The organism is Okeanomitos corallinicola TIOX110, assembly GCF_038050375.1.
Lineage (GTDB): Bacteria > Cyanobacteriota > Cyanobacteriia > Cyanobacteriales > Nostocaceae > Okeanomitos > Okeanomitos corallinicola.
The window spans coordinates 128,935-148,807 of sequence record NZ_CP150886.1 but is presented as its reverse complement, the minus strand read 5'-3'; the positions used below and the strand labels follow the sequence as shown (position 1 = coordinate 148,807).

14 protein-coding genes, 1 tRNA gene and 1 pseudogene are annotated in these 19,873 nt (G+C 35.4%); 6 read left to right on the top strand and 10 right to left on the bottom strand.

Features of this window, described 5'->3' with window-relative positions:
• Positions 1-48: 48 nt before the first annotated feature.
• Positions 49-1,536, bottom strand: a complete 1,488-nt coding sequence (locus WJM97_RS00555) for a glycosyl hydrolase family 57 (protein WP_353931138.1) — start codon at positions 1,534-1,536, stop codon at positions 49-51.
• A gap of 63 nt (positions 1,537-1,599) precedes the next feature.
• Here WJM97_RS00555 and WJM97_RS00550 point away from each other — a divergent pair, with 63 nt between their 5' ends.
• Positions 1,600-2,175: a hypothetical protein gene (locus WJM97_RS00550; protein WP_353931137.1), complete on the top strand. Its 576-nt coding sequence runs from the start codon at positions 1,600-1,602 to the stop codon at positions 2,173-2,175.
• A gap of 150 nt (positions 2,176-2,325) precedes the next feature.
• Here WJM97_RS00550 and WJM97_RS00545 read toward each other — a convergent pair whose 3' ends face one another.
• Positions 2,326-3,693, bottom strand: coding sequence for an aminopeptidase P family protein (locus tag WJM97_RS00545; protein WP_353931136.1), 1,368 nt, complete (start codon positions 3,691-3,693; stop codon positions 2,326-2,328).
• A gap of 298 nt (positions 3,694-3,991) precedes the next feature.
• Here WJM97_RS00545 and menH point away from each other — a divergent pair, with 298 nt between their 5' ends.
• The gene (gene menH / locus WJM97_RS00540) at positions 3,992-4,822 is read left to right on the top strand and encodes a 2-succinyl-6-hydroxy-2,4-cyclohexadiene-1-carboxylate synthase (protein WP_353931135.1); all 831 of its coding nucleotides are present in this window, start codon (positions 3,992-3,994) and stop codon (positions 4,820-4,822) included.
• Positions 4,823-5,453: 631 nt separating this feature from the next.
• On the opposite strand, the gene WJM97_RS00535 is transcribed toward menH, so the two are convergent.
• From WJM97_RS00535 to WJM97_RS00505, 7 genes and pseudogenes are all read right to left on the bottom strand, one after another.
• Entirely contained in the window at positions 5,454-6,653 is a 1,200-nt protein-coding gene (locus tag WJM97_RS00535) for a 4-hydroxy-3-methylbut-2-enyl diphosphate reductase (protein WP_353931134.1), read from the bottom strand.
• Positions 6,654-6,759: 106 nt separating this feature from the next.
• Entirely contained in the window at positions 6,760-7,617 is an 858-nt protein-coding gene (locus tag WJM97_RS00530) for an SGNH/GDSL hydrolase family protein (protein ID WP_353931133.1), read from the bottom strand.
• 103 nt (positions 7,618-7,720) lie between these two features.
• Positions 7,721-7,906 (bottom strand): annotated as a pseudogene (locus WJM97_RS00525) (hypothetical protein); the annotation flags it as partial.
• Positions 7,907-8,002: 96 nt separating this feature from the next.
• A complete protein-coding gene (locus tag WJM97_RS00520) occupies positions 8,003-10,198 on the bottom strand; it encodes a CHASE2 domain-containing serine/threonine-protein kinase (protein WP_353931132.1) in 2,196 nt (731 codons plus the stop codon).
• Between the two features lie 103 nt (positions 10,199-10,301).
• Positions 10,302-10,604, bottom strand: coding sequence for a hypothetical protein (locus tag WJM97_RS00515; RefSeq protein WP_353933250.1), 303 nt, complete (start codon positions 10,602-10,604; stop codon positions 10,302-10,304).
• 74 nt (positions 10,605-10,678) lie between these two features.
• Complete coding sequence (locus WJM97_RS00510; RefSeq protein ID WP_353931131.1) at positions 10,679-12,013, bottom strand: DUF2254 domain-containing protein; 1,335 nt, start codon at positions 12,011-12,013, stop codon at positions 10,679-10,681.
• 139 nt (positions 12,014-12,152) lie between these two features.
• Positions 12,153-13,154 carry a mechanosensitive ion channel family protein gene (locus tag WJM97_RS00505; RefSeq protein ID WP_353931130.1) on the bottom strand — a complete coding sequence of 334 codons (1,002 nt, stop codon included), beginning with the start codon at positions 13,152-13,154 and terminating at the stop codon, positions 12,153-12,155.
• A 919-nt stretch (positions 13,155-14,073) separates the two neighbouring features.
• Here WJM97_RS00505 and WJM97_RS00500 point away from each other — a divergent pair.
• The 4 genes from WJM97_RS00500 to WJM97_RS00485 all read left to right on the top strand — a co-directional run bounded on the left by WJM97_RS00500 (position 14,074) and on the right by WJM97_RS00485 (position 17,840).
• Complete coding sequence (locus tag WJM97_RS00500) at positions 14,074-15,168, top strand: tocopherol cyclase family protein (protein WP_353931129.1); 1,095 nt, start codon at positions 14,074-14,076, stop codon at positions 15,166-15,168.
• 34 nt (positions 15,169-15,202) lie between these two features.
• A tRNA-Arg gene (locus tag WJM97_RS00495) sits at positions 15,203-15,276 on the top strand.
• 313 nt (positions 15,277-15,589) lie between these two features.
• The gene (locus WJM97_RS00490) at positions 15,590-16,114 is read left to right on the top strand and encodes a YdcF family protein (RefSeq protein ID WP_353931128.1); all 525 of its coding nucleotides are present in this window, start codon (positions 15,590-15,592) and stop codon (positions 16,112-16,114) included.
• A gap of 508 nt (positions 16,115-16,622) precedes the next feature.
• Positions 16,623-17,840: a response regulator gene (locus WJM97_RS00485; RefSeq protein WP_353931127.1), complete on the top strand. Its 1,218-nt coding sequence runs from the start codon at positions 16,623-16,625 to the stop codon at positions 17,838-17,840.
• A gap of 54 nt (positions 17,841-17,894) precedes the next feature.
• Here WJM97_RS00485 and WJM97_RS00480 read toward each other — a convergent pair whose 3' ends face one another.
• Complete coding sequence (locus tag WJM97_RS00480; RefSeq protein ID WP_353931126.1) at positions 17,895-19,619, bottom strand: cation:proton antiporter; 1,725 nt, start codon at positions 19,617-19,619, stop codon at positions 17,895-17,897.
• Positions 19,620-19,873: the final 254 nt, after the last annotated feature.

Genomic DNA, 19,873 nt, shown 5'->3' with positions numbered 1-19,873 from the left:
TTCATACTTCAATATGGCTGAACGCAGGCTATCAGCAACGCCAAATAATCAAAGTAATTGCTCTCCACCTCGGTAAATTTCCTGGGCATAATCTGTCCAAATACCTTGTCCCCAATAGCGAAAACAGCTAGTTTGTAATAGGAGATTATGTAATAAAAGTTGGCGGTATTGACTATGTTGAGTCAGATTTGCATGGGATTGATGAGATAATAAATCGTCAAATTTATGATGAAATAAATTACTCAATTTGTACATGGGAGATAAAACATTTTCATATCCTTGCACCCAACTAATATGATTAGTCCATGATCCCCCATCCATATGGAAATTGGGTTGATTCTTTTTTAGTTCTTGAATAGCATTTTCTACAGCATCTGGTTGATCATTATCTTCGGCAATTTGCGCCCAGATTTGATGTTGTCCAACTGCTTGACAGGTGGGAAAGTCTTCGGGTTGACAACCTGCTGCTGCTAATAATTCTAAATATTCTGTACCGCAAACACCGACAACACCAGTTTTACCCCCGCCATTTTGCACCATATCCCCCCAAGCTTGTTTGAAACCGCTGGGAAACTCATTCATCATCACCCCACCGTTTTCACCATCACCTATTTGACTAACTATAGGCGGTATGACAACATTACCTAATTTTTGTTTAGATAAAGTTTTTGCTTCATAATATGGTTGCATTTGGGCGACTAATTTAGTGTCTGAACCTTGGGTTTTAATTAATGCAGTAATACTAATTTCTTCTCCTTGGGAATTGCGAGCGATTAACCGATGTGGTAAATGTTTATAATTTAAAGATTGACCATTAATTGTTTCTACAGTATGTTCTTGGACTAATAACCAATGATAACCACATTCTTTCAAAGCTTTGATAAATGCAAATAAGGTATCTGGATGGTTTGGTAAGTGCATTTCTGGAGGGGAAAATCCTTTCACCCTTGCTAATGCTTCCCAGCCAAAAATTGCGGCAAAATAATGTTGCCAAGCGATAATGTGTAGTTTAATATCTGCTATGGGTGTGGAAGGGATAACAGCATGACTCCACATAGTCCCCAACCATTCTACATAGGGCTGGTAAGTAGGATCGCAAGTGATACGTTTGAGATTATTGATAATATCACTTCTACCCATTTGTATCAGTCCCCATAAAAGATTACCAGAATAATCCAACATCACACGGGGATTACAACCTTGTGCAACTAATTCAGGAATAAAGTCTCCCATCCGACTATAACAATTAGCAAAAGGGGCAGCATTGTGGTTATCTCCTTCCTGCTGATGTGCAAACATATATTGCAAATTGCTGATCAATGAACCATTATTTCCTGCTGGAATAGTAGGTTGGTGCATATGTAAAGCGATCGCAAATACTGCATTAATATCTGCTAATTTCAGATTAGTAGTTGGTAAAAAAACAGGTTCATCGTGGTTAACTACAGTCAATACTTCTTGTTCCCAACCACAGATATTTGGCATATCATCAATAATTTCGGGTAACTTAGGTAAATTATCTGGTAATTTCAACATTTATAATGCCTCAGTAATTCAGTAATAATGTATAACTAACAATCTGGCGCCAAAGAAAGAAAAATGAATACTCCCAGTCATGCCATTCTCAATTTAGTAATCTTCAATCAACAACTACGCAACCAAGCCAGTCCAGCTATTCTCATCGGTGCAGTTCTTCCTGATGTTCCCATATTTGTGTTCTACTTTTTGATGAAGTTTGTTTACCGTTTACCAGAACAGCAAATTTGGTCTGAGGTTTATTATCAACCTTTTTGGCAATTTATTGTTAGTATCTTTCATTCCATTCCTTTAGCTTTACTGGGTATTTTAATTTCCCATCTTGCTAACTGGCAAATTATTAAAATTGGCTTTATCAGTATGGTATTGCACTCTTTATTAGATTTACCAGTGCATAATAATGATGCACATCGTCATTTTTTCCCGTTCAGTAATTATCGTTTTATTAGTCCTGTTTCCTATTGGGATGTCAATCATTATGGAAACCTTGCTGCCTTTGGAGAAATTTTATTAGTTTTAGGTGCAACTGTTTTTTTATTCCCCAAAACAAAATCTTATTTAGGTACAGGTTTATTAGTTGTCATTAATCTATTTTATTGGATTGGTTATTATCAATTTTATCTGAAAATTCCTCATTAGGGCTGGCTGAAAAAGTCATGTAAAAGCAGGAGAATAAATCAAGGCAGATTAAGTAATGTCAAAAATCTTGAGATGATTGCGTAGTGAGGACTCCTCAAATCAGAATAAATTCCTCACTACAAACCTTGCTAAACCCCTAACTGATAATTTCTAAACTAAATTTTCTATTTCCTCAGCTTGAGTGGGTAAAGCAGCAGTTAAAACCTCACTCCCTGATTCTGTCACCAACACATCATTCTCAATTCTAATTCCCCGCACATCTGCAAACTGTTCTAAACGTTCCCAGTTAACTAAATATTGATATTGATCACGGGTTTTAGGATTATTTAAAATTGCTGGAACTTGATAAAATCCCGGTTCAATTGTCACCAACATTCCAGGTTTTAAAGAACGATTTAACCGTAAATAGCTTAACCCAAAGCGATCGCTTCTTTTCCTACCTTCCTCATATCCTGCCAAATCTCCTAAATCTTCCATATCATGGACATCTAAACCTAATAAATGGCCAATTCCGTGGGGGAAAAATAAGGCATGAAGATCCATTTTTACCAAGTCTTCGGGTTTTCCTCGCAAAATTCCCAAATCAACTAAACCTTCCGCAATTACCATCGCTGCTATTAAATGAATATCCCCATATTCCACACCAGGGAAAATATTTTCAATACAAGCATCATGGGCAGCTAAAACAAGATCATAAATATCTCGCTGAGTAGGTGAAAACTTCCCAGATACAGGCCAAGTCCGGGTAATATCCGCCGCCCAACCACTCTCCGTTTCCGCACCCACGTCAGCTAATAATAAATCTCCTGGTTGGAGAGAGTGATAATAATGACCATTATGTAAAATTTCCCCGTGTACAGTCACAATACTGGTATAAGCAGTCGTCATATTCTGACCCATAATTACTGCTTCCATGGCTGCACGCACTTCCGCTTCTAATTTTGCCTTCCTGGTTGCAGCCATTCCCGCTTGATGTGCTTCCACACTGACTACCGCAGCTTTACGTAATTCTGCCAATGCCATCTCATCGTGGATTATACGCAAAGAAATAATCGCCTTAGCTAAATCTAAATCAATCCCCTCAAGTTGATTTTTCGGTAAAATCCATCTATCTAATAATTGAGATTGTTGTGTCCAAGTAGCCGCATCTTGAACCGGAACAGTGGCCACATTTTCTATAAAATCATTTAATTCTGCCATGGGTCTAGCATCATCCGCACCGATTTTAGCCGCTATTTCTTCACGACTGGGGGTTTCTCCATGCCAAAGGGCGCTACTGGGTTTAGGGTCATCTATAAATAGTTGCAGATTGCCCCCTTGCAGACGAATGGCGGCGTTTTGCAGGGGAATTCCCGCAAAATAGAGAAAATGACTGTTAGCACGAAATGGAAAGGTATTTGCGGGGAAGTTCCGAGAATTACTGCCTCCAGACCACAGAACAGCAGGAAAATCAATTAACTCTGCTAGTTTTTGACGACGTTGACGTAGAATTACGGATAAAACACTCAAATTTGCCATACTTTATCAAAACTTAATTAAACTTATGTGGTATTTTCTAATAATCCTAATTTATTGAAAAATTAAGAAAGTTTTTGTTCATTAATTCTATCAGTATCATTTTGTTATACAAACTAGAATATAAGATTTATATATAGCTTAGTTCGAGTAATAGTCACCATAGGTGATTTCCAAAATAAAAGAGGTGAAAGCAATAATTTCTAGAATTAATTATGAAATTCTTAGATTTTGCTTGTAGTTAAGATAGATTAAAAATATCTTAAAAACTAAGATCCTCATCAAAACTCATTTTACATACATGAACTTATCAACAGTAGACGTATCATATCAACCCTATGATTTTCACTATTCTTTTGTTAACAACCCAGATAAACCAGTAATTCTGTTTTTACATGGTTTCATGGGAAATATATATGAATTCGATGAACCCATCAAATTATTAGGTAATGATTTTTCATTTTTGACCCTAGACTTACCAGGACATGGTAAAACTCAAGTTTTAGCAGGTGATGAATGCTATAAAATTGAAAACACCGCCCAAGGTATCATTAACTTACTAGACCAATTAGAAATTCAAACGTGTTATTTAGTAGGTTATTCAATGGGAGGAAGACTAGGACTCTATCTCACCTTACATTTTCCGGAAAGATTTATTAAAGTTATCCTAGAATCTGCATCACCAGGATTACAAAATAATGCTGAAAGATTAGCTCGGATTAAAACAGATTACCAAATCACTCGCAAGTTAATCAGAATGATTGATCCAGGTGAGTTTCAATTATTTTTAGATTACTGGTACAATCAAGCAATTTTTGGTAATCTCAAAAATCATCCAGGTTATCAAAATATGTTAGCAAATAGATTAGGAAATAATCCGCTACTTCTGGGTAAATCACTACAATTTTTGGGTACTGGATATCAATCTTCCTTGTGGGATGAATTCAAAGAAAATCAAGTACCTTTGCTGTTATTAGTCGGTGAATATGATGAAAAATTCATCCGCATTAATAAAGTCATGTCTCATATAAATGAAACTGCTAAAATACAAATAATTCATCAAGCTGGTCATAATGTTCATTTAGAAAATACATCAGTATTTGTAGAAAATCTGAGAAAGTTTTTTATTTAGAGCTTACTCAAACATGATCAGGTAAAATACCATTGGTTCCCCGCTAAATCAGTCTAGATGTCAAGAGATTGAGTAGCTATCGGTGTTGTTTTATAAATTTTTACTTGTTGCCTAACCTAACGAATATAATATCAATCCTGCTGGCTCAAGATAAAAAAGGTTTGGCGATTAACCAAACCTAAATATAAATCCAGTGCATAACAACATCCCACACTAATTTAACCTGTATGGTTTTTTGGCTGCATCTTCCCAAAGGATGTATGCAAATATTCAAAAATCTGATATTGGATGATCTGATAACAAATAAAAAAGACGGGTTAAACCCGTCTCCACTATGAATATTAAAAACATCTTGGTAATTTACGGAATATATCAAGTTAAGTAATTCAATATCTGCCAAAATGCCAAGTAGTTGGTAGATAGATTGGCGTTAAAAATTTGATAATAATCAGGCACAAGGCAATGATACAAAAGGGTTTGAGTAATTTTCATATTTTGTTATTTTCCATGGTTAGAATTCGTAATTCGTAATTGTTCCATGACCAAAAATATAGGCAATCAAAGTCACTCATAGCTTGATCCTATGTTTTTTAAATTTACGAATTACAAATTACGAATTACAAATCACAAATTACGAAGCTGATTTGAGAGCAAAAATTTTCTCAATGATATCTTCGACTACTTTATCAGGTGTAGAAGCACCAGAGGTTACGCCTATAACTATTTCTCCTAATGGCAACCATTCCTCTGAGATGACTAATTCTCCGTTTAATTGCCGATGTTGAATGGCGTTACGGGATAAAATTCGCTCTACACTATCAATATGATAGGAAGGGATATTTCTATCAAAAGCAATCTGTTGTAGTTGAGTAGTATTTGAAGAATTAAAACCACCAATTACTACCATTAAATCTAGCTGATCTTCTACTAGTTCTAACATAGCATCTTGGCGTTCTTGGGTAGCATCGCAGATGGTGTTAAAACTTTGAAAATGCTGATTTAATTCCATCGGTCCATATTTCTGCATCATGGTTTTCTCAAAGAGTTTCCCGATTTTTTCGGTGTCATCTTTAAGCATGGTTGTCTGGTTAGCAATGCCAACTTTATCTAAATCTTTGTCAGGATCAAATCCAGCAGAAAAAGCTTTAGCAAACTTGGTCAAAAATTCCTCACGGTTGCCACCATTGAGAATATAGTTAGTCACATATTCGGCTTCTTGTAAATTCACAACAATTAGATATTTACCTGCAAAGGAACTGGTGGCAACGGTTTCTTCATGTTTGTACTTACCGTGAATAATTGAAGTGTATTCACCTTTTTTGTGTTTTTCTACTGTGTTCCAAACTTTGGAAACCCAGGGACAAGTTGTGTCAACTATTTTACAACCTTTATCATGTAAAAGCTGCATTTCTTGAACACTCGCACCAAAGGCAGGGAGGATAACTACATCACCTTGATCAACAACGGAAAAGTCTTTGTTGTTTGCTTCTACAGGTACAAATTTTACATCCATTTCCTGCATTCTTTGATTCACAGAGGGGTTGTGAATAATTTCATTGGTGATCCAAATGCGTTCCGTGGGGAAATGCTTACGGGTTTCGTAGGCCATGGCGACTGCACGCTCTACACCCCAACAAAATCCAAATGCTTGGGCTAGTCGGATGGTAACATTGCCTTGTGTGAAGGTGTAGTTGCGATCGCGGATTTGTTGGATTAAGTTACTTTGATACTCAGATTGTAACTGTGTGGCCACCTCGGCTTTATGCCCAAATCCTTTCCGGTTGTAATTTTCTGAATGTTGTAGGCTACGTTTAAAAGCTTTGGTATCCATTGAGTTTTGATTGCTAAATTCACTATTTCTTATTTTCTCTTGCCAAGACTCGATTGAGGTAGAAAATCTGAAAAATCCTTCCAGAAGATAGGAGGTGACATAACTTTTAGATTCTATTATGTCCAGGATTTTGCTTGTTACTAACTGTTTTTGGTTTGGTATAAATTTGCAAGGCAGTTCCCCAAACGGTGTAACCTTGGGGGTTAAGGTGTAAACCATCGGTGCTAAATTCTCGCCGGAGATTACCTTGTTTATTGCTAAACAAGGAGTATAGGTTGAGATATTCTATACCTTGTTGATCGGCTATTTTTTGTAGTTCTTGATTTAACTTACGGATGCGGTTATTGGGAATAACGAGAAGTTTATCCCGTCCTTCCCAAGTGGCTTCTTCTGCGCCGTGAGGTAATATTGATTGTAAAAAAATCTTGGTGTTTGGGTGTTTTCTGCGTAAATAACTAATTATTTGTTGTTGATTGTCTAAAATTTCTCCATCTCCTGTACCACGAATCAAATCATTGATACCAATCATGACTAGGATGATTTCTGGCTTAGTTTTGTCAAAAAAATCTAATCTTTTTAATAATCCTTGACTTGTTTCCCCAGATATTCCTTGATTTAGCCAGTTTCTGTCTTCTGGTAGTAAATCAGGTGGAAACCATAGAGTCAGGGAATCTCCAGCTAGTATAGTTAAATTTTCTTGTGATTTTTCGGCTGCTACCTTAGCTTCTTGTTTGAGGATATCTTGCCATTGTTTATAATTCAGTTTATGGCGAGGTCCCAATTCTGGAATCAAGGATTTACTTTCAGAGTTGAAGTTAACTGGTTGTAGGGAAGGATTGGCTGTTAACTCATTCGTGAGGGCTTGCTGCCGGAAGACAAGCAAAACGATGGCTAACATCAAGATTCCGTTTGTCACCAGTAAGAAGAATCCCCAAATAGGAAATTGTTTTGCAGAAGTGGACACGGTTAAGCTCTAAAGAGTTCTAAAAGTTTAGGAGTCAGGAGGGGCGAGGGGCAAACGTTCGCCCGTACAGGAGTCAGGAGAGGATAAATAAGCCCATTACCTATTACCCATCACCTGTAATTCTAAATCTTAATGCGTACACTCTTGGCGGGCAAGATGCCCACACCACAAGATTTTTGTGATTGCTGATATCTAGACTTTGGTTTTCTGTTTCTTCCTGAACTCGCAGGCCGATTCTAGCATCAATAAATTTCAAGATGATCCAAGTCCCAACCGCCACAATGATATAGCAATCCTATTTGAGTTGAGAACTTGTCAGTGAGGCTGGGGAACAGGGAATGGGAAAAACTTGATTCTTTTTCCTTCCACTCCTCGCTCTTCTGACTCATGATTGTAAATCTTGAATAATAGAAGTAGCGGACTGATAGCGATCGCTAAAATGATAACAGGTCATTTTATCTATAATTGCTCCTAATTCATCGCTAACATTAGTGAGATGTCGCCATACAATATTACCTGTTTCTGGATCGGCTGAAAGCTCGTTAGGTAATACACCAGTTAAAGCTTGTATGGCTATCATCCCCAAAGCATAAATATCGCTGGCAATGCGGGGATGACCTGCAAATTGTTCTGGTGGAGAATAACCTCTTGTTCCAATAGCTACTGTTGCTACTTCCGTTTTTTCATCTATTTTGGGTTGAATTAATTTGACTGCTCCAAAATCTATTAATACTAGGCAATTATCTTCAGCACATCTCATAATATTTGATGGTTTAATATCCCGATGAATCACTTTATGACTGTGGATAAATACTAAGATTTCTAATACTTCTTGTAGTATTTTTATAACATCCGCTTCATTTTTAATACCTGTATTTGGTGGCAATTCTTCACTTAAATTTTTACCTTTAATATATTCTTGCACTAAATAAAATTCATTATTTTCTTCAAAATAGGCGAATAATTCAGGAATTTGTGGATGTTTACCTAATAATGCTAAAATTTCCGCCTCAGTATTAAACAATCTGCGAGCAACTTGTAAAAATTTTGGATCTTTCCGGGCTGGCATTAATTGTTTAACAACACAATCAGGGTTACCATATTTTTGAATATCTGTAGCTAAATACGTACAACCAAAACCACCAGAACCAAGAGATTGATAAATTTTAAACCGTCCAGCTAAAAGAGAATTATCATTTTCTAAAATTGATATTTCCGAAAAATCAAACTCATTAAAATCTGAAGGCATTTGTGTTTTTTCTTCTAAAAATACGCTCAATTGAGCAATTGCTTCTTCTTGTTTTTTAACTTGATCAAGAACAGCTTTATTCTGTCTCTGAGTTTGATAATTACTATAACCAATTACAGAGAAGCTACTAACAAATAAAGCTAAAGCAGGTGTAAATAATGGTATCCATGTTCCTTGTAAATATAACCCTGCGGCAATTCCTAACAGACTCAATAAAATCAAAGTTTCGATCACAATTAAAACTAGAGGATGCCGCCATTCCCATGCTAAAAAAGCACCAATTAAGGCAAAAATCCAAATCAATGACCATTCTGCCCAATCTGGCCAATAATAAATTAAGGGTCTACCATCAAGAACTGTACTAATAATTTGACTAGCTATTTGAGCATGAATAAAAACGCGAGGCGTTCTCACAGGTTGATCTGATAAACTGCTATAGGGAGTATAGTAACCAGGATGAATATTAACCGCAGTAGTACCGATAATTACCAAGTGATCGCGGATCCAATTAGGGTTTACTTTATTGGTAAGAACTTCTGTGAGAGTAACTTGTTTAACTAATTGATTTGGATGACGATAATTCAACAGGATTTGATAGCCATCAGCATCTGTATTTTGATAACTTCCGGCATTTTTATCTAACCTGGGAAATATTGTTTCACCTATTTTAAATTGTTTTTTTTGAGTAAAACTAGCTTTAAAACCTTGTTGTTCTAAATAATTAATTGCTAATAAAGCTGCAAAGGAAAATGGAGTTTTACATTTAATATCTTTGTTTGTTAAATCGGAAAATAATAAACCACGTCGAATAACTTGATCAACAGCGTTATCAGTGACCACATCATCAAAACCAATATTTTCCATGGGAAAATTAGCAGGTGGATGTACTTCTGATCTACCAATATTACTTAATAAGCAAGTACCAATAATATGATCTTTATTTGATAAATTGTGAGCTAAATTTTTTTGTCCATGACGATAAATGTTTACACCGATAACACGGGGTTGATAAGATTGTAATTTTTCTAATAATTTATTAATAGTTTGATCTGATAAAGGCCATGTTTCCCTATTCAAATCCTCTTGAGTAATTGTGACTAATAAAATTCTGTGATCAACTGGTTCTGAAGGCCGCGATCGCAACATTTGATCATAAATGCTTAACTCGCCAAATTGCAACCATTTAAATTTGCTTACTCCCCATATTCCTGCTGTCACTCCTAAACTACTGATCAACATTATTGACAGCAAGTTATGAACGCTAAAAGTTTGACGGAAACTTTTATCTCGAATCAGTACAGCACGGATTTTTGCTAAAACTCCAGTAATCACGGTACTATGGTAGCAACCTGGTATGATTAATATCAGCAAACTGAAACGGTAGTTACAGTTATTTAATTAGTTAGTTAATTTCAATTGTATATAATATTGTTGCTTATTCCTGTGGTAATTGGGGAATTTCTGCTACAGGATTTAATTTGGATACAGGGACTGAAGTAGAAATTTGATTTGGTTGAGTTGATAAGTCTATGTTTGGGACTTCGTTTGGGACTTCTGGTAATATTTCCGCAGTCACATTACTAAAATAAGAACCAACGATTTTATCATAGTTGGAAGCAACTGCTAAAAATGCTCCTCCTAATATATATATAGGTAATGGTAAGGATAATTCTTTAATCCAGTCAAAAAATTCTGCTAACGCAAATAATACAAAGAAACAAGCCAGCCAAACCCTCATTTTTTCTGCCCCTAAATAGAAACAACCATACTGATATGTTAAACAGCTTGCATCATACTCGATGTCCGCCACAATCACAAATTTTCTGATAGAGTTTGGATTACACAATCATAAGATTGCTGCACATTTTTAAAGTCTTCCGATGCTGGTAGACTTTTTTGGCTACTATTTTTGATCATATCAGCATGATGGCGTAGCAGTGCATGGTAGTGACTATTTTGAGTAAAACTAGCTATAGTGGCGATCGCTTCTAACAAATGGATGGTTACTGCGGTCTGGGAATGTAAATTTTGCCGAATTTGCTCAAAAGCATCATTTAACAATTTTGCAAAACTAACTGGTTTAACTATGACTCGGAGTTTATGATCCTGATCATAGCGACAAGCTGAAGGAAATTCCCTTTGTACTAATTGGCACAATCCCGCACATAGTCTATCAATCACATAAATAGCTGTGAATGGATCATTAACAGCTGGAGAAATAGCACGCAAGGCAATTTCCACCAATTGTAAAATCGGAAATTCTATATCTTGTTGATTAGTACGTTCTTTACCTAAAATAAAAATCTTTTGAATTATTGTACTCAGTTTATGATTTACTTTATCAGCAGGAAAAACCACCGCTAATACAGAATCACTAATAATAAATTCTCCTGGTTTAGCTTGAATATAAATAATTATTTGATAATCACGAGCAATTTTGATCAATCTATCATCATCAATGAGTTGTAAATAACCATTTTTATTAGCTGTGACAGGGAAAGATTGGGAATTAAAATCAATATTAATATCTCTATCACTATTAATTGAGTTATGTTGAATATATTTTTGATCATGACCAATTTTCTCAGGAAATAGTCTATTAATAGATTCGTATAAATCCTGGCTCACACTTTCTAAAACATGAGAAGATTGAATAATAGTCGAGGCATGATGAATAAAATAAATTAGCACACCAATACTTACAAGAGACAATAAAATACCGACTGTTATTGATAGATTGGGAATGAATAAATCATCTTCTTTGTCGTAAATACTTCTAAGAATCAGTAAGGAATAAATAAAAGTAGACAGGAAAGAACCCAAAACAATTTGATTACCAGTATCGCGCATAAAATTACGCAACAGTCGGGGACCAAAATTGCGGGATGCTAGTTGGAGAGCGACAATAGTAATAGAAAAAGCTGTAGCAGTAACACTTACCATTGAAGAAGCAATCACAGATAATACCCCTCTAGCTCCTTCTGCGTCACCAGAGTAAATTAAACCTATACTGCTAAAGTTGACTTGATGATCAATAAATAACATGATGATCACCAAACAGATGCCCAATGTTACCATCACACTTGGTAAAAACCAATAACTAGAATGTAGAGCATCCCAAAGTTTGTTTAGTTTGATATTTTTCATATTGCAATAATCTCTATTTTAGGAATAAAGATTTCACTATATTCTACTTTTAAGTTAATGTTTTCATCAATCAAAAGAAATACTTTGAAATTTAGCAATTTTGAGAAAAATCAAGAGATTCTATCACCTATTCTTTATGTTATAAATAATTTTTTCTGTTAACTAATTTGTTATGATCATGTTGTACTTCTATGAATTTTCTCTGAGCATGACCAATACTTATTGATTTGGAAATGTGAGCTTTTTCTGCTGGCCAACCCTCCCTTTGACTGGATCTATCTCCGTCTGTTGCTTCTGTTTGATCATGAAATAAAATTTGTGTGGTTGGATAAGGTAAATCTATACCATTTTCTACATATAACTTTTGTTTAATTGCTGAGATTACCTTATCTCTTGCATCTAAAGCATCTGACCTACGAGGTGGTTTAATCCACCAACGAATACGAATTTTAACTGCACTCTCAGCTAATTCCATTACTAATACATCAGGTGCTGGATTTTTTAAAACCACATCTAAACTAAGTAAAACTTCCATCATTAACTGCTTTGTCCATTCAATATCATCACCATAACCAACTCCGATATCATACTCTAAACGGCGGTTTTCAAAAGCAGTATTGACAGTTACAGCATTAGTAAATAACTCAGAATTAGGAATAACAATTCTCCTACCATCATAAGTCTTAATGATTGTTGCTCTTGTTTGAATATTTTCGACTGTGCCTTCAAAACCCTTAAAAACAATTTGGTCATTAATTTGAAAAGGTTCTGTTAATAAAATCAAAATACCTGCTAAAAAGTTTTGCAAAATATCTCGAAAAGCAAAACCAATTGCTACCCCACTAATTCCTAATAATTGTACTAAATCTCCTGCTTTAAGTGAGGGAATAACTATTGACAGAGATATGAATAATCCTACTAACACAGTAGTACCTTGTGCCAATCTTCCCAATACCATTCCTAAATTGCGTGCATAGCGATAATGACGAGTTAAATGTTTAACTAATCTTTTAATTGCACTGCCAATATGAACAAAAATTGTAAAGACTATTAACGCTAAAATTATATTAGGTAACAGAGCCATCAATCCTTTCAGCATTTCCTGGGCTTTGTGCCAAAATACAGAAATATCTGCTTTCATACCTGAGCCTCAATTAGCAATTCCTGCTCATGATATTGACAAAATTCTGCACTCTGAATCTGACTAAGGGTAATAAATTGATGGCCGACTAGAGAGATTTTAAGCACTTACAGCATATTTCATTCTTATGAGGTACAAATCATAATAAAGAAACTCTTGTGGGGTGGGCATCTTGCCCGCCAATAATGTACCTCATTACACCGGAAAGTGCTGTAAATGAGAAACCACCGTAACTTGCGACAGATATAGGTCGGCAAATTACAGCGGCTTCTTTACCAGGAAATAATTCAATAAAATGGGAAAATCCGAATTAATTACATCAACTAAGGTGGACACTATTAGCAATCAACAAATCAGAATTGTGCATCCTTTATTGTAACTAGGCAGGCATTTCTGGCTGTGCGTTTAAAAACCTCCAATAACGAATTGATGAAATCAAGGTGAAAACACATTTCACAGGAAGCCACAACCTAACAGCGATTGCTCAGACCTTAGAGCAGGAGGTACAAGCTGCTATATAAAACCTAGACAAAACTAGACTTTACTTTCTACTTCAACGGGAGCATGGGAGCGGTTATCCCTCAGTAGACTTATTCGCTTTAGCGTTCGCTGCGCGAACACGCCTTAGCCAGACGCGATAACATGATTGCTCTATGTCGAAAAGTTTTTTTAACCTTTCTGTACCCTGTTCTTAATCTAGCATGACTTTTTCCTCTTGTGCAGTGTTTTTACTAAAGTTTAATTTCATTAATATCTCGCAACATTTTGGTAACTTTGTGAAAAACAATTGATCATAAATCAACCAACAGCATTTATGATCAAATTAGAATACATAGGAAATATATGTCATCTATTTGACTATTTTAATCATAAAAAATAAGTACAGAATATGATCCAGTGCAACTACTAATCAAAATCTATGAATATTCTTCAAAACTTTTTTAACACATCGCAAACACCCCACAGTGGCTATCATTGGGATCAAACAAATCGTCGTTTTTTTGAAGGTTGGTACTATCGGGTAACATTACCAGAAATTTGCCAAACCTTTGCATTTATGTACTCCATTGAAGATCCCATTGGTGGTAAAGCTGATAGTGGTGGTGCAGCCCAAGTCCTCGGTCCCAATGATGAATATCTGTGTCGGACATTTCCCGATGTGAACAAATTTTGGGCGAGTCGAGAAGCCTTAGCTTTAGGACATTGGGGAAAAACCAACTTGCAAATTTCTCCCCTCTATCTCCTTCCCAGTGAATTTACTCATCATATCCAAGAAGGCTATCAAGCTACAGCTACCTTAAATCAAGGCATTATCACTGATCCCGGTACTGGTAATTACTGTCAATGGCAGTATGAAATTAAACCTGTTTACGCTTGGGGTAATCAAAATAGTCTCCAGCAATCAACCGCTGGCTGGTTATCATTTTCACAGATTTTTGAACCAGGTTGGCAGATTTTAATGGCTCATGGTTTAGCCAGCGGTTGGATAGACTGGAATGGTAAAAAATATGAATTTACAAATGCCCCAGCTTATGGAGAAAAAAATTGGGGTGGTGCATTTCCTCAAAAATGGTTTTGGTTAAACTGTAACGCGTTCAAAAACGACCCTGATTTAGCCTTAACTGCTGGTGGTGGTAGGCGTGGAGTTTTGTGGTGGATGGAATCTGTAGCCATGATTGGTATCCATTACCAAGGAAAATTCTATGAATTTGTTCCCTGGAATTCACAGGTCAGTTGGCAAATTCAACCTTGGGGTAAATGGCAAATGCAAGCCAAAAATCAAGATTATCAAGTGGAACTCATTGGCACTACGGATTTACCAGGTACACCTTTACGCGCACCTACAAACAAAGGCTTAACCATTTGTTGTCAAGATACCATGCAAGGTAAACTAGAATTAACATTACGCAAATTAAATGGCAGCAAATCTCAAATTATTCTCCAAGCATATAGCGACGTTTGTGGTTTAGAAATAGGTGGAGATGGTTGGGAAAATAGTTGGCACTCTGACTAAAACTGCTGCTATTATGGTATGTGTTCATTTGATTGGGGTTGTAGCTCAGTTGGATAGAGCGGTCGCCTCCTAAGCGACAGGTCGTGCGTTCAAGTCGCACCAGTCCCGTTTGTTCAATCCCTGTGTGCAAAGCTAATCAATGGCAACAAATGGGTTTGAACCCCTATAATATATTGTGCGATTGTGCGATATCAGTTAGGATGGTGCATTGAAAAGACCAGTAATTGTCATACTTTAGTTAAATGTTTTGGGTAAATACGTCAATATACCAAAAATCATAAATTCCCCATTTCATTCGATTTTGTTTAAGGTCACTATTCTACACAATATTTAAATTGAATATTTGCAAACATCTAGCATTCGCAGACAAACTTAGACAACCTTGAAAAAGCTATTGTTTAAAGGTAAATCTTCGCGGCTAATGTATTTTATTCTACCCCTATTACTGTGGTTAGGATATACAGAAGTACAAAGCCTGTTTGTACATCCCCAAGCCGTATTAGTTTTAGGCGGTTCGACTAAAAATTTAGAAAGGGAGAAATTTACAGCGGATTTTGCTAAGAAGCATCCCGATATACCTGTATGGATTACTGGAGGTAGTCCACCTAATTATACAAAAGAAGTATTCACTAAAGCTGGAGTTGATCCCAAACGCTTGTACTTAGACTATGAAGCCGTAGATACGGTAACAAATTTTACTACCCTAGTGGATGAATTACAATCACGGGGTATAAAAAGTGTTTATTTAATTACTTCTGATTTTCATATGCGTCGCGCTTGTGTGATTGGTGAAATTGTTTTAGGTAGTCGAGGTATTGATTTTAAAGCAGTATCTGTTCCCTCAACCACCTCTCAAGAACCTATTGAAAAATCAATCCGTGATGGAGCTAGAGCTATTATCTGGTTAGCTACAGGTTACACAGGTGCAGAAAATCTTCAAAGGTGATAGGTAACAGTGCTAATTGCTAATGGATAATTTTCTTGATTGATGTTATGTAAGTATAATCAACTATTGCTTGTATAGCTAAAATCACATAAATTAGGTTAGACTAGAAGATATAATTGACCTTGATATCTAAATCTAAAAATGTCTTCTGTCAAATCTAGCCGGACAAAGATTAACATAGAGTAAGATAAAAAGTTCCGAGTTTATACGTAAGAAAATATATTATAAAAAATTAAAATATATGTAATAATTGTTAGCTGAATCAGATTTGCTCATGTCATATTACTAAGCTACTTCAACTTTTGAGGATGTCGAAATGGATTGAAAGTATGGCTAAGGTAAATTATGTTGGCTCTACTTTCATTAATTGCAGTCACTGATAACTAAATTCATGAGATGAAAAATTTTTTATCCTATGGCTTGAAACTTTGACATTATAACTAACTAAGGTTCCGATTATGAATTCCCTCAAGATCACAGTTATTCATTTAGATTGGATGTACTAAACATGGTTAATATGCAAATAGTTGAGTTCAATAAACTGATTAAGGAATTGATTAAAGAACTTAGTCTATGTAGAAAATTTAAGTATACAGGAGAGTTAAATATTAAAAATAACCAGGGACGAACTTGGATATTTTATTATCAATATGGTCAGGTAGTTTGGGCAACAGGGGGTAAACATCCCTATCGTCGGCTGTGTAGAAATATTCTTCAATATTCTCCCCAAGTTGATATTAGTAACAGCAAGTATTTTACTGAAAATATATTGGTAGATTATTGGGATTATTTAGTGTTAAAGACATTATATGCTAACCAAGACATTTCCAAACCAGATATCAATAATATCGTTAAAAGTACAATTTCAGAAGTTTTGTTTGACATATTTCAACACATTAATTCATCATCTCTTAGCTTTGATAAAAACCAAGAACTGTTATTAAAACCATCATTTTCATCTATAGATATCAATACTCTTGTCAGCCAGGTAGGAGAATCTTTGTATAAGTGGAAAGAGGCTGGTTTAGAAGGAATTTGTCCTGAATTAGTGCCAGTTTTACAGCAACCAGAACAACTCAAACAGCAAGTTACTCCATTAGTTTACCAAAATTTGCAAAGACTCATTAATGGTAAAAATACCCTCTGGGAAATATCAGTTAAAATGAAGAAGAATATTGTACAAATCACTCGTTCTTTACTTCCTTATATTCGACAAAACATTATCAATTTGATAGAAGTACCTGATTTACCATTACCCACAAACAAGATTAAGAAAATATCTCAATTTAAAGTGGCCAAAAACACTAATGTTCCACTAATAGCTTGTATAGATGATAGTCCTCAAATTTGCCAAATATTAGATCAGATTATTACTGCTCATGGAATGAGATTTATTGGTATTGAACATCCCCTGCAAGCTTTACCAATTTTGATTGAGAATAAGCCCGATTTAATTTTTCTGGATTTAGTTATGCCTGTGGTTAGTGGTTATGAGGTGTGTGAGCAACTACGACGTTGTTCTTATTTTACTAAAACTCCAATAGTAATATTAACTGGTAATGATGGTGTTTTTGATCGGGTACGTTCTCGGGTGTTTGGGGCAACAGAATTTATAACTAAACCTGTAGAATCTGAAAAGATAATTAGAGTAGTGGATAAGTATTTACAGCCTAAAACAAGAGTTACTAATTTTTCTAACTCTGTGTTTTCTTATCAGAATTTATAAGGTATTGTATACTTGCTTAATCATACTTAACCACTAAACTCATTAATCTGCTAACTATTCTCTTTCTGGCCTAATGCTTAAATATTGATCTGTACGAATAGCTTTAAGCACTGTGAGAATGTAACTTTCCGTTTCTCCCAAAGTTTTCAGTAAATGATTGCCTAATTCTAATGCTGCTTCAAATTCAGGTTGTACTACTTCCTTTGCACCCATTTGGGTGAGAAAATCAATTTCCTTGTCAGTATGGGAACGAGCAATGACATCTAAATTAGGTGCTATTGCTAGGGCATTTCTGAGCAGTAACCTGGTGCTGGCAGGGTCTGGAAGGGCAATTGCTAAAGCTTTCGCCTTGTCTAAATGGGCTTTTTCTAATAGTAATTCTGAGTCTGCATCACCAAAAATATAAGGTATATTGTGCATCCTTAATCTTTGCACTGATGCTTCACTATTTTCAATGACTAAAACGGGATATTGTTGACTTTGTAAAATTTTGACAATCACCTGTCCAACTCTACCATAACCAGCTACCACTACATGATTATTAATAGTTTCTGGGATAGATAAAGTTTGATTTGTCGAAAATCTTTGCAAAAAGTTGATTAACCAAGGTATGCGATTTAATTTTACAGCTATTCCTGGTGCAGCTTTAAGCCAAAACGGAGTTAAAACTAAGGTAATTGCTGTTGTTCCCAATAATAAAAAATAGGTTTGTTGAGAAATCAGATTTAACCTTAAACCTAATAAAGCTAATACAAAAGAAAATTCTCCAATTTGATTAATACCAAAACTGACTAAAATACCATTTTTTAAAGAGTAGCCAAATCCTAAGACAATACATAAAATAATGGCGGCTTTACCTATCATCACTAAAGTCACTAATCCTAAAATGACTCCTAAATTATTAATGAGAATAGTAGGATCAATTAACATTCCAATGGAGGCAAAAAATAGACTAGAAAAGGTATCTCGTAAAGGTAAAATCTTAGCTAAAGCTTGATCAGCATAATCAACTTCTGAAATCATCAACCCGGCGACAAATGCTCCCATTGCAATAGAAAGACCTAATGCAGCGGTGGTTAAAGCAACTCCCAGACATAAACCAATGACTCCCAATAGAAATAATTCATTACTTTCTGTGGCTGCGAAAATAGAGATCAATTGGGGAACTATCCACCGACTTAAAATTAATGCCACTCCCACAAATAAAACGATTTTAATTAAAGCAGTTCCTAAAGCGGCAGCTATATTTCCTGATTGGTTCATTGCTGGAAATATGGCCAACATTAAGCCTAATGCTAAATCTTGGGCGATTAAAATTGCTAACATTATTTGCCCGTGCATGGTGTTAGTTTCACCGCTTTCTGAGAGTGTTTTTAAAACTACTGCGGTGGAAGAAAGAGATAAAACAGCACCGAGAAAAATTCCCTGCTGAAAATTATTAGCCCAACCTGTAATTACTGTTACTAAGGTAACGAGAATAATTGTTAAACCGATTTGTAATAAACTCCCTGGTAAGGCGATTTTCTTAACTCTTTTTAGTTCCGTTAAGGAAAATTCTACACCTAAAGCAAAGAGTAAAAAAGCTACTCCTATTTCTGCTAAGGATTTAATCTCTGTGGCATTATTGAGTAATTTAAAACCAAAGGGACCAACTACAAAGCCGCTAGTTAAATAACCTAATATTACAGGTTGTTTTAAACGGTTTGCTAGTAGTCCTCCTAATGCGGTAGCTACTAGGACAATGGTTAAATCTAGGACTAAACTATATTCATGTTCCATCGGATTTTTTATGGGTATTTTTTAACGGGTAGTTATTTTCAAGATACTGTAAACTGGAAATAATTGTATGGTAATTTGTGGTATTAGCTGGAAAAAACTGAATCACTAGGTCTGCGTAGCTTCCGCTGTTAACTGAGGGCTTACAATTAAGTAAACAAAAAACAATCATAAAAATGTTTACAACTGCATTTAGATAGAATTATTATATTAATGGATATATATATCACTTGCTACATCAGCCAATAAACCAGATA

Bases quoted from the DNA above. Each gene is read 5' to 3' on its own strand.
- WJM97_RS00505 (WP_353931130.1), bottom strand. From the start codon at position 13,154: ATGAAAGCAGATATTTCTGTATTTTGGCACAAAGCCCAGGAAATGCTG.
- WJM97_RS00500 (WP_353931129.1), top strand. From the start codon at position 14,074: ATGAATATTCTTCAAAACTTTTTTAACACATCGCAAACACCCCACAGT.
- WJM97_RS00510 (WP_353931131.1), bottom strand. From the start codon at position 12,013: ATGAAAAATATCAAACTAAACAAACTTTGGGATGCTCTACATTCTAGT.
- WJM97_RS00485 (WP_353931127.1), top strand. From the start codon at position 16,623: ATGGTTAATATGCAAATAGTTGAGTTCAATAAACTGATTAAGGAATTG.
- menH (WP_353931135.1), top strand. From the start codon at position 3,992: ATGAACTTATCAACAGTAGACGTATCATATCAACCCTATGATTTTCAC.
- WJM97_RS00535 (WP_353931134.1), bottom strand. From the start codon at position 6,653: ATGGATACCAAAGCTTTTAAACGTAGCCTACAACATTCAGAAAATTAC.
- WJM97_RS00515 (WP_353933250.1), bottom strand. From the start codon at position 10,604: ATGAGGGTTTGGCTGGCTTGTTTCTTTGTATTATTTGCGTTAGCAGAA.
- WJM97_RS00490 (WP_353931128.1), top strand. From the start codon at position 15,590: ATGTATTTTATTCTACCCCTATTACTGTGGTTAGGATATACAGAAGTA.
- WJM97_RS00480 (WP_353931126.1), bottom strand. From the start codon at position 19,619: ATGGAACATGAATATAGTTTAGTCCTAGATTTAACCATTGTCCTAGTA.
- WJM97_RS00545 (WP_353931136.1), bottom strand. From the start codon at position 3,693: ATGGCAAATTTGAGTGTTTTATCCGTAATTCTACGTCAACGTCGTCAA.
- WJM97_RS00555 (WP_353931138.1), bottom strand. From the start codon at position 1,536: ATGTTGAAATTACCAGATAATTTACCTAAGTTACCCGAAATTATTGAT.
- WJM97_RS00550 (WP_353931137.1), top strand. From the start codon at position 1,600: ATGAATACTCCCAGTCATGCCATTCTCAATTTAGTAATCTTCAATCAA.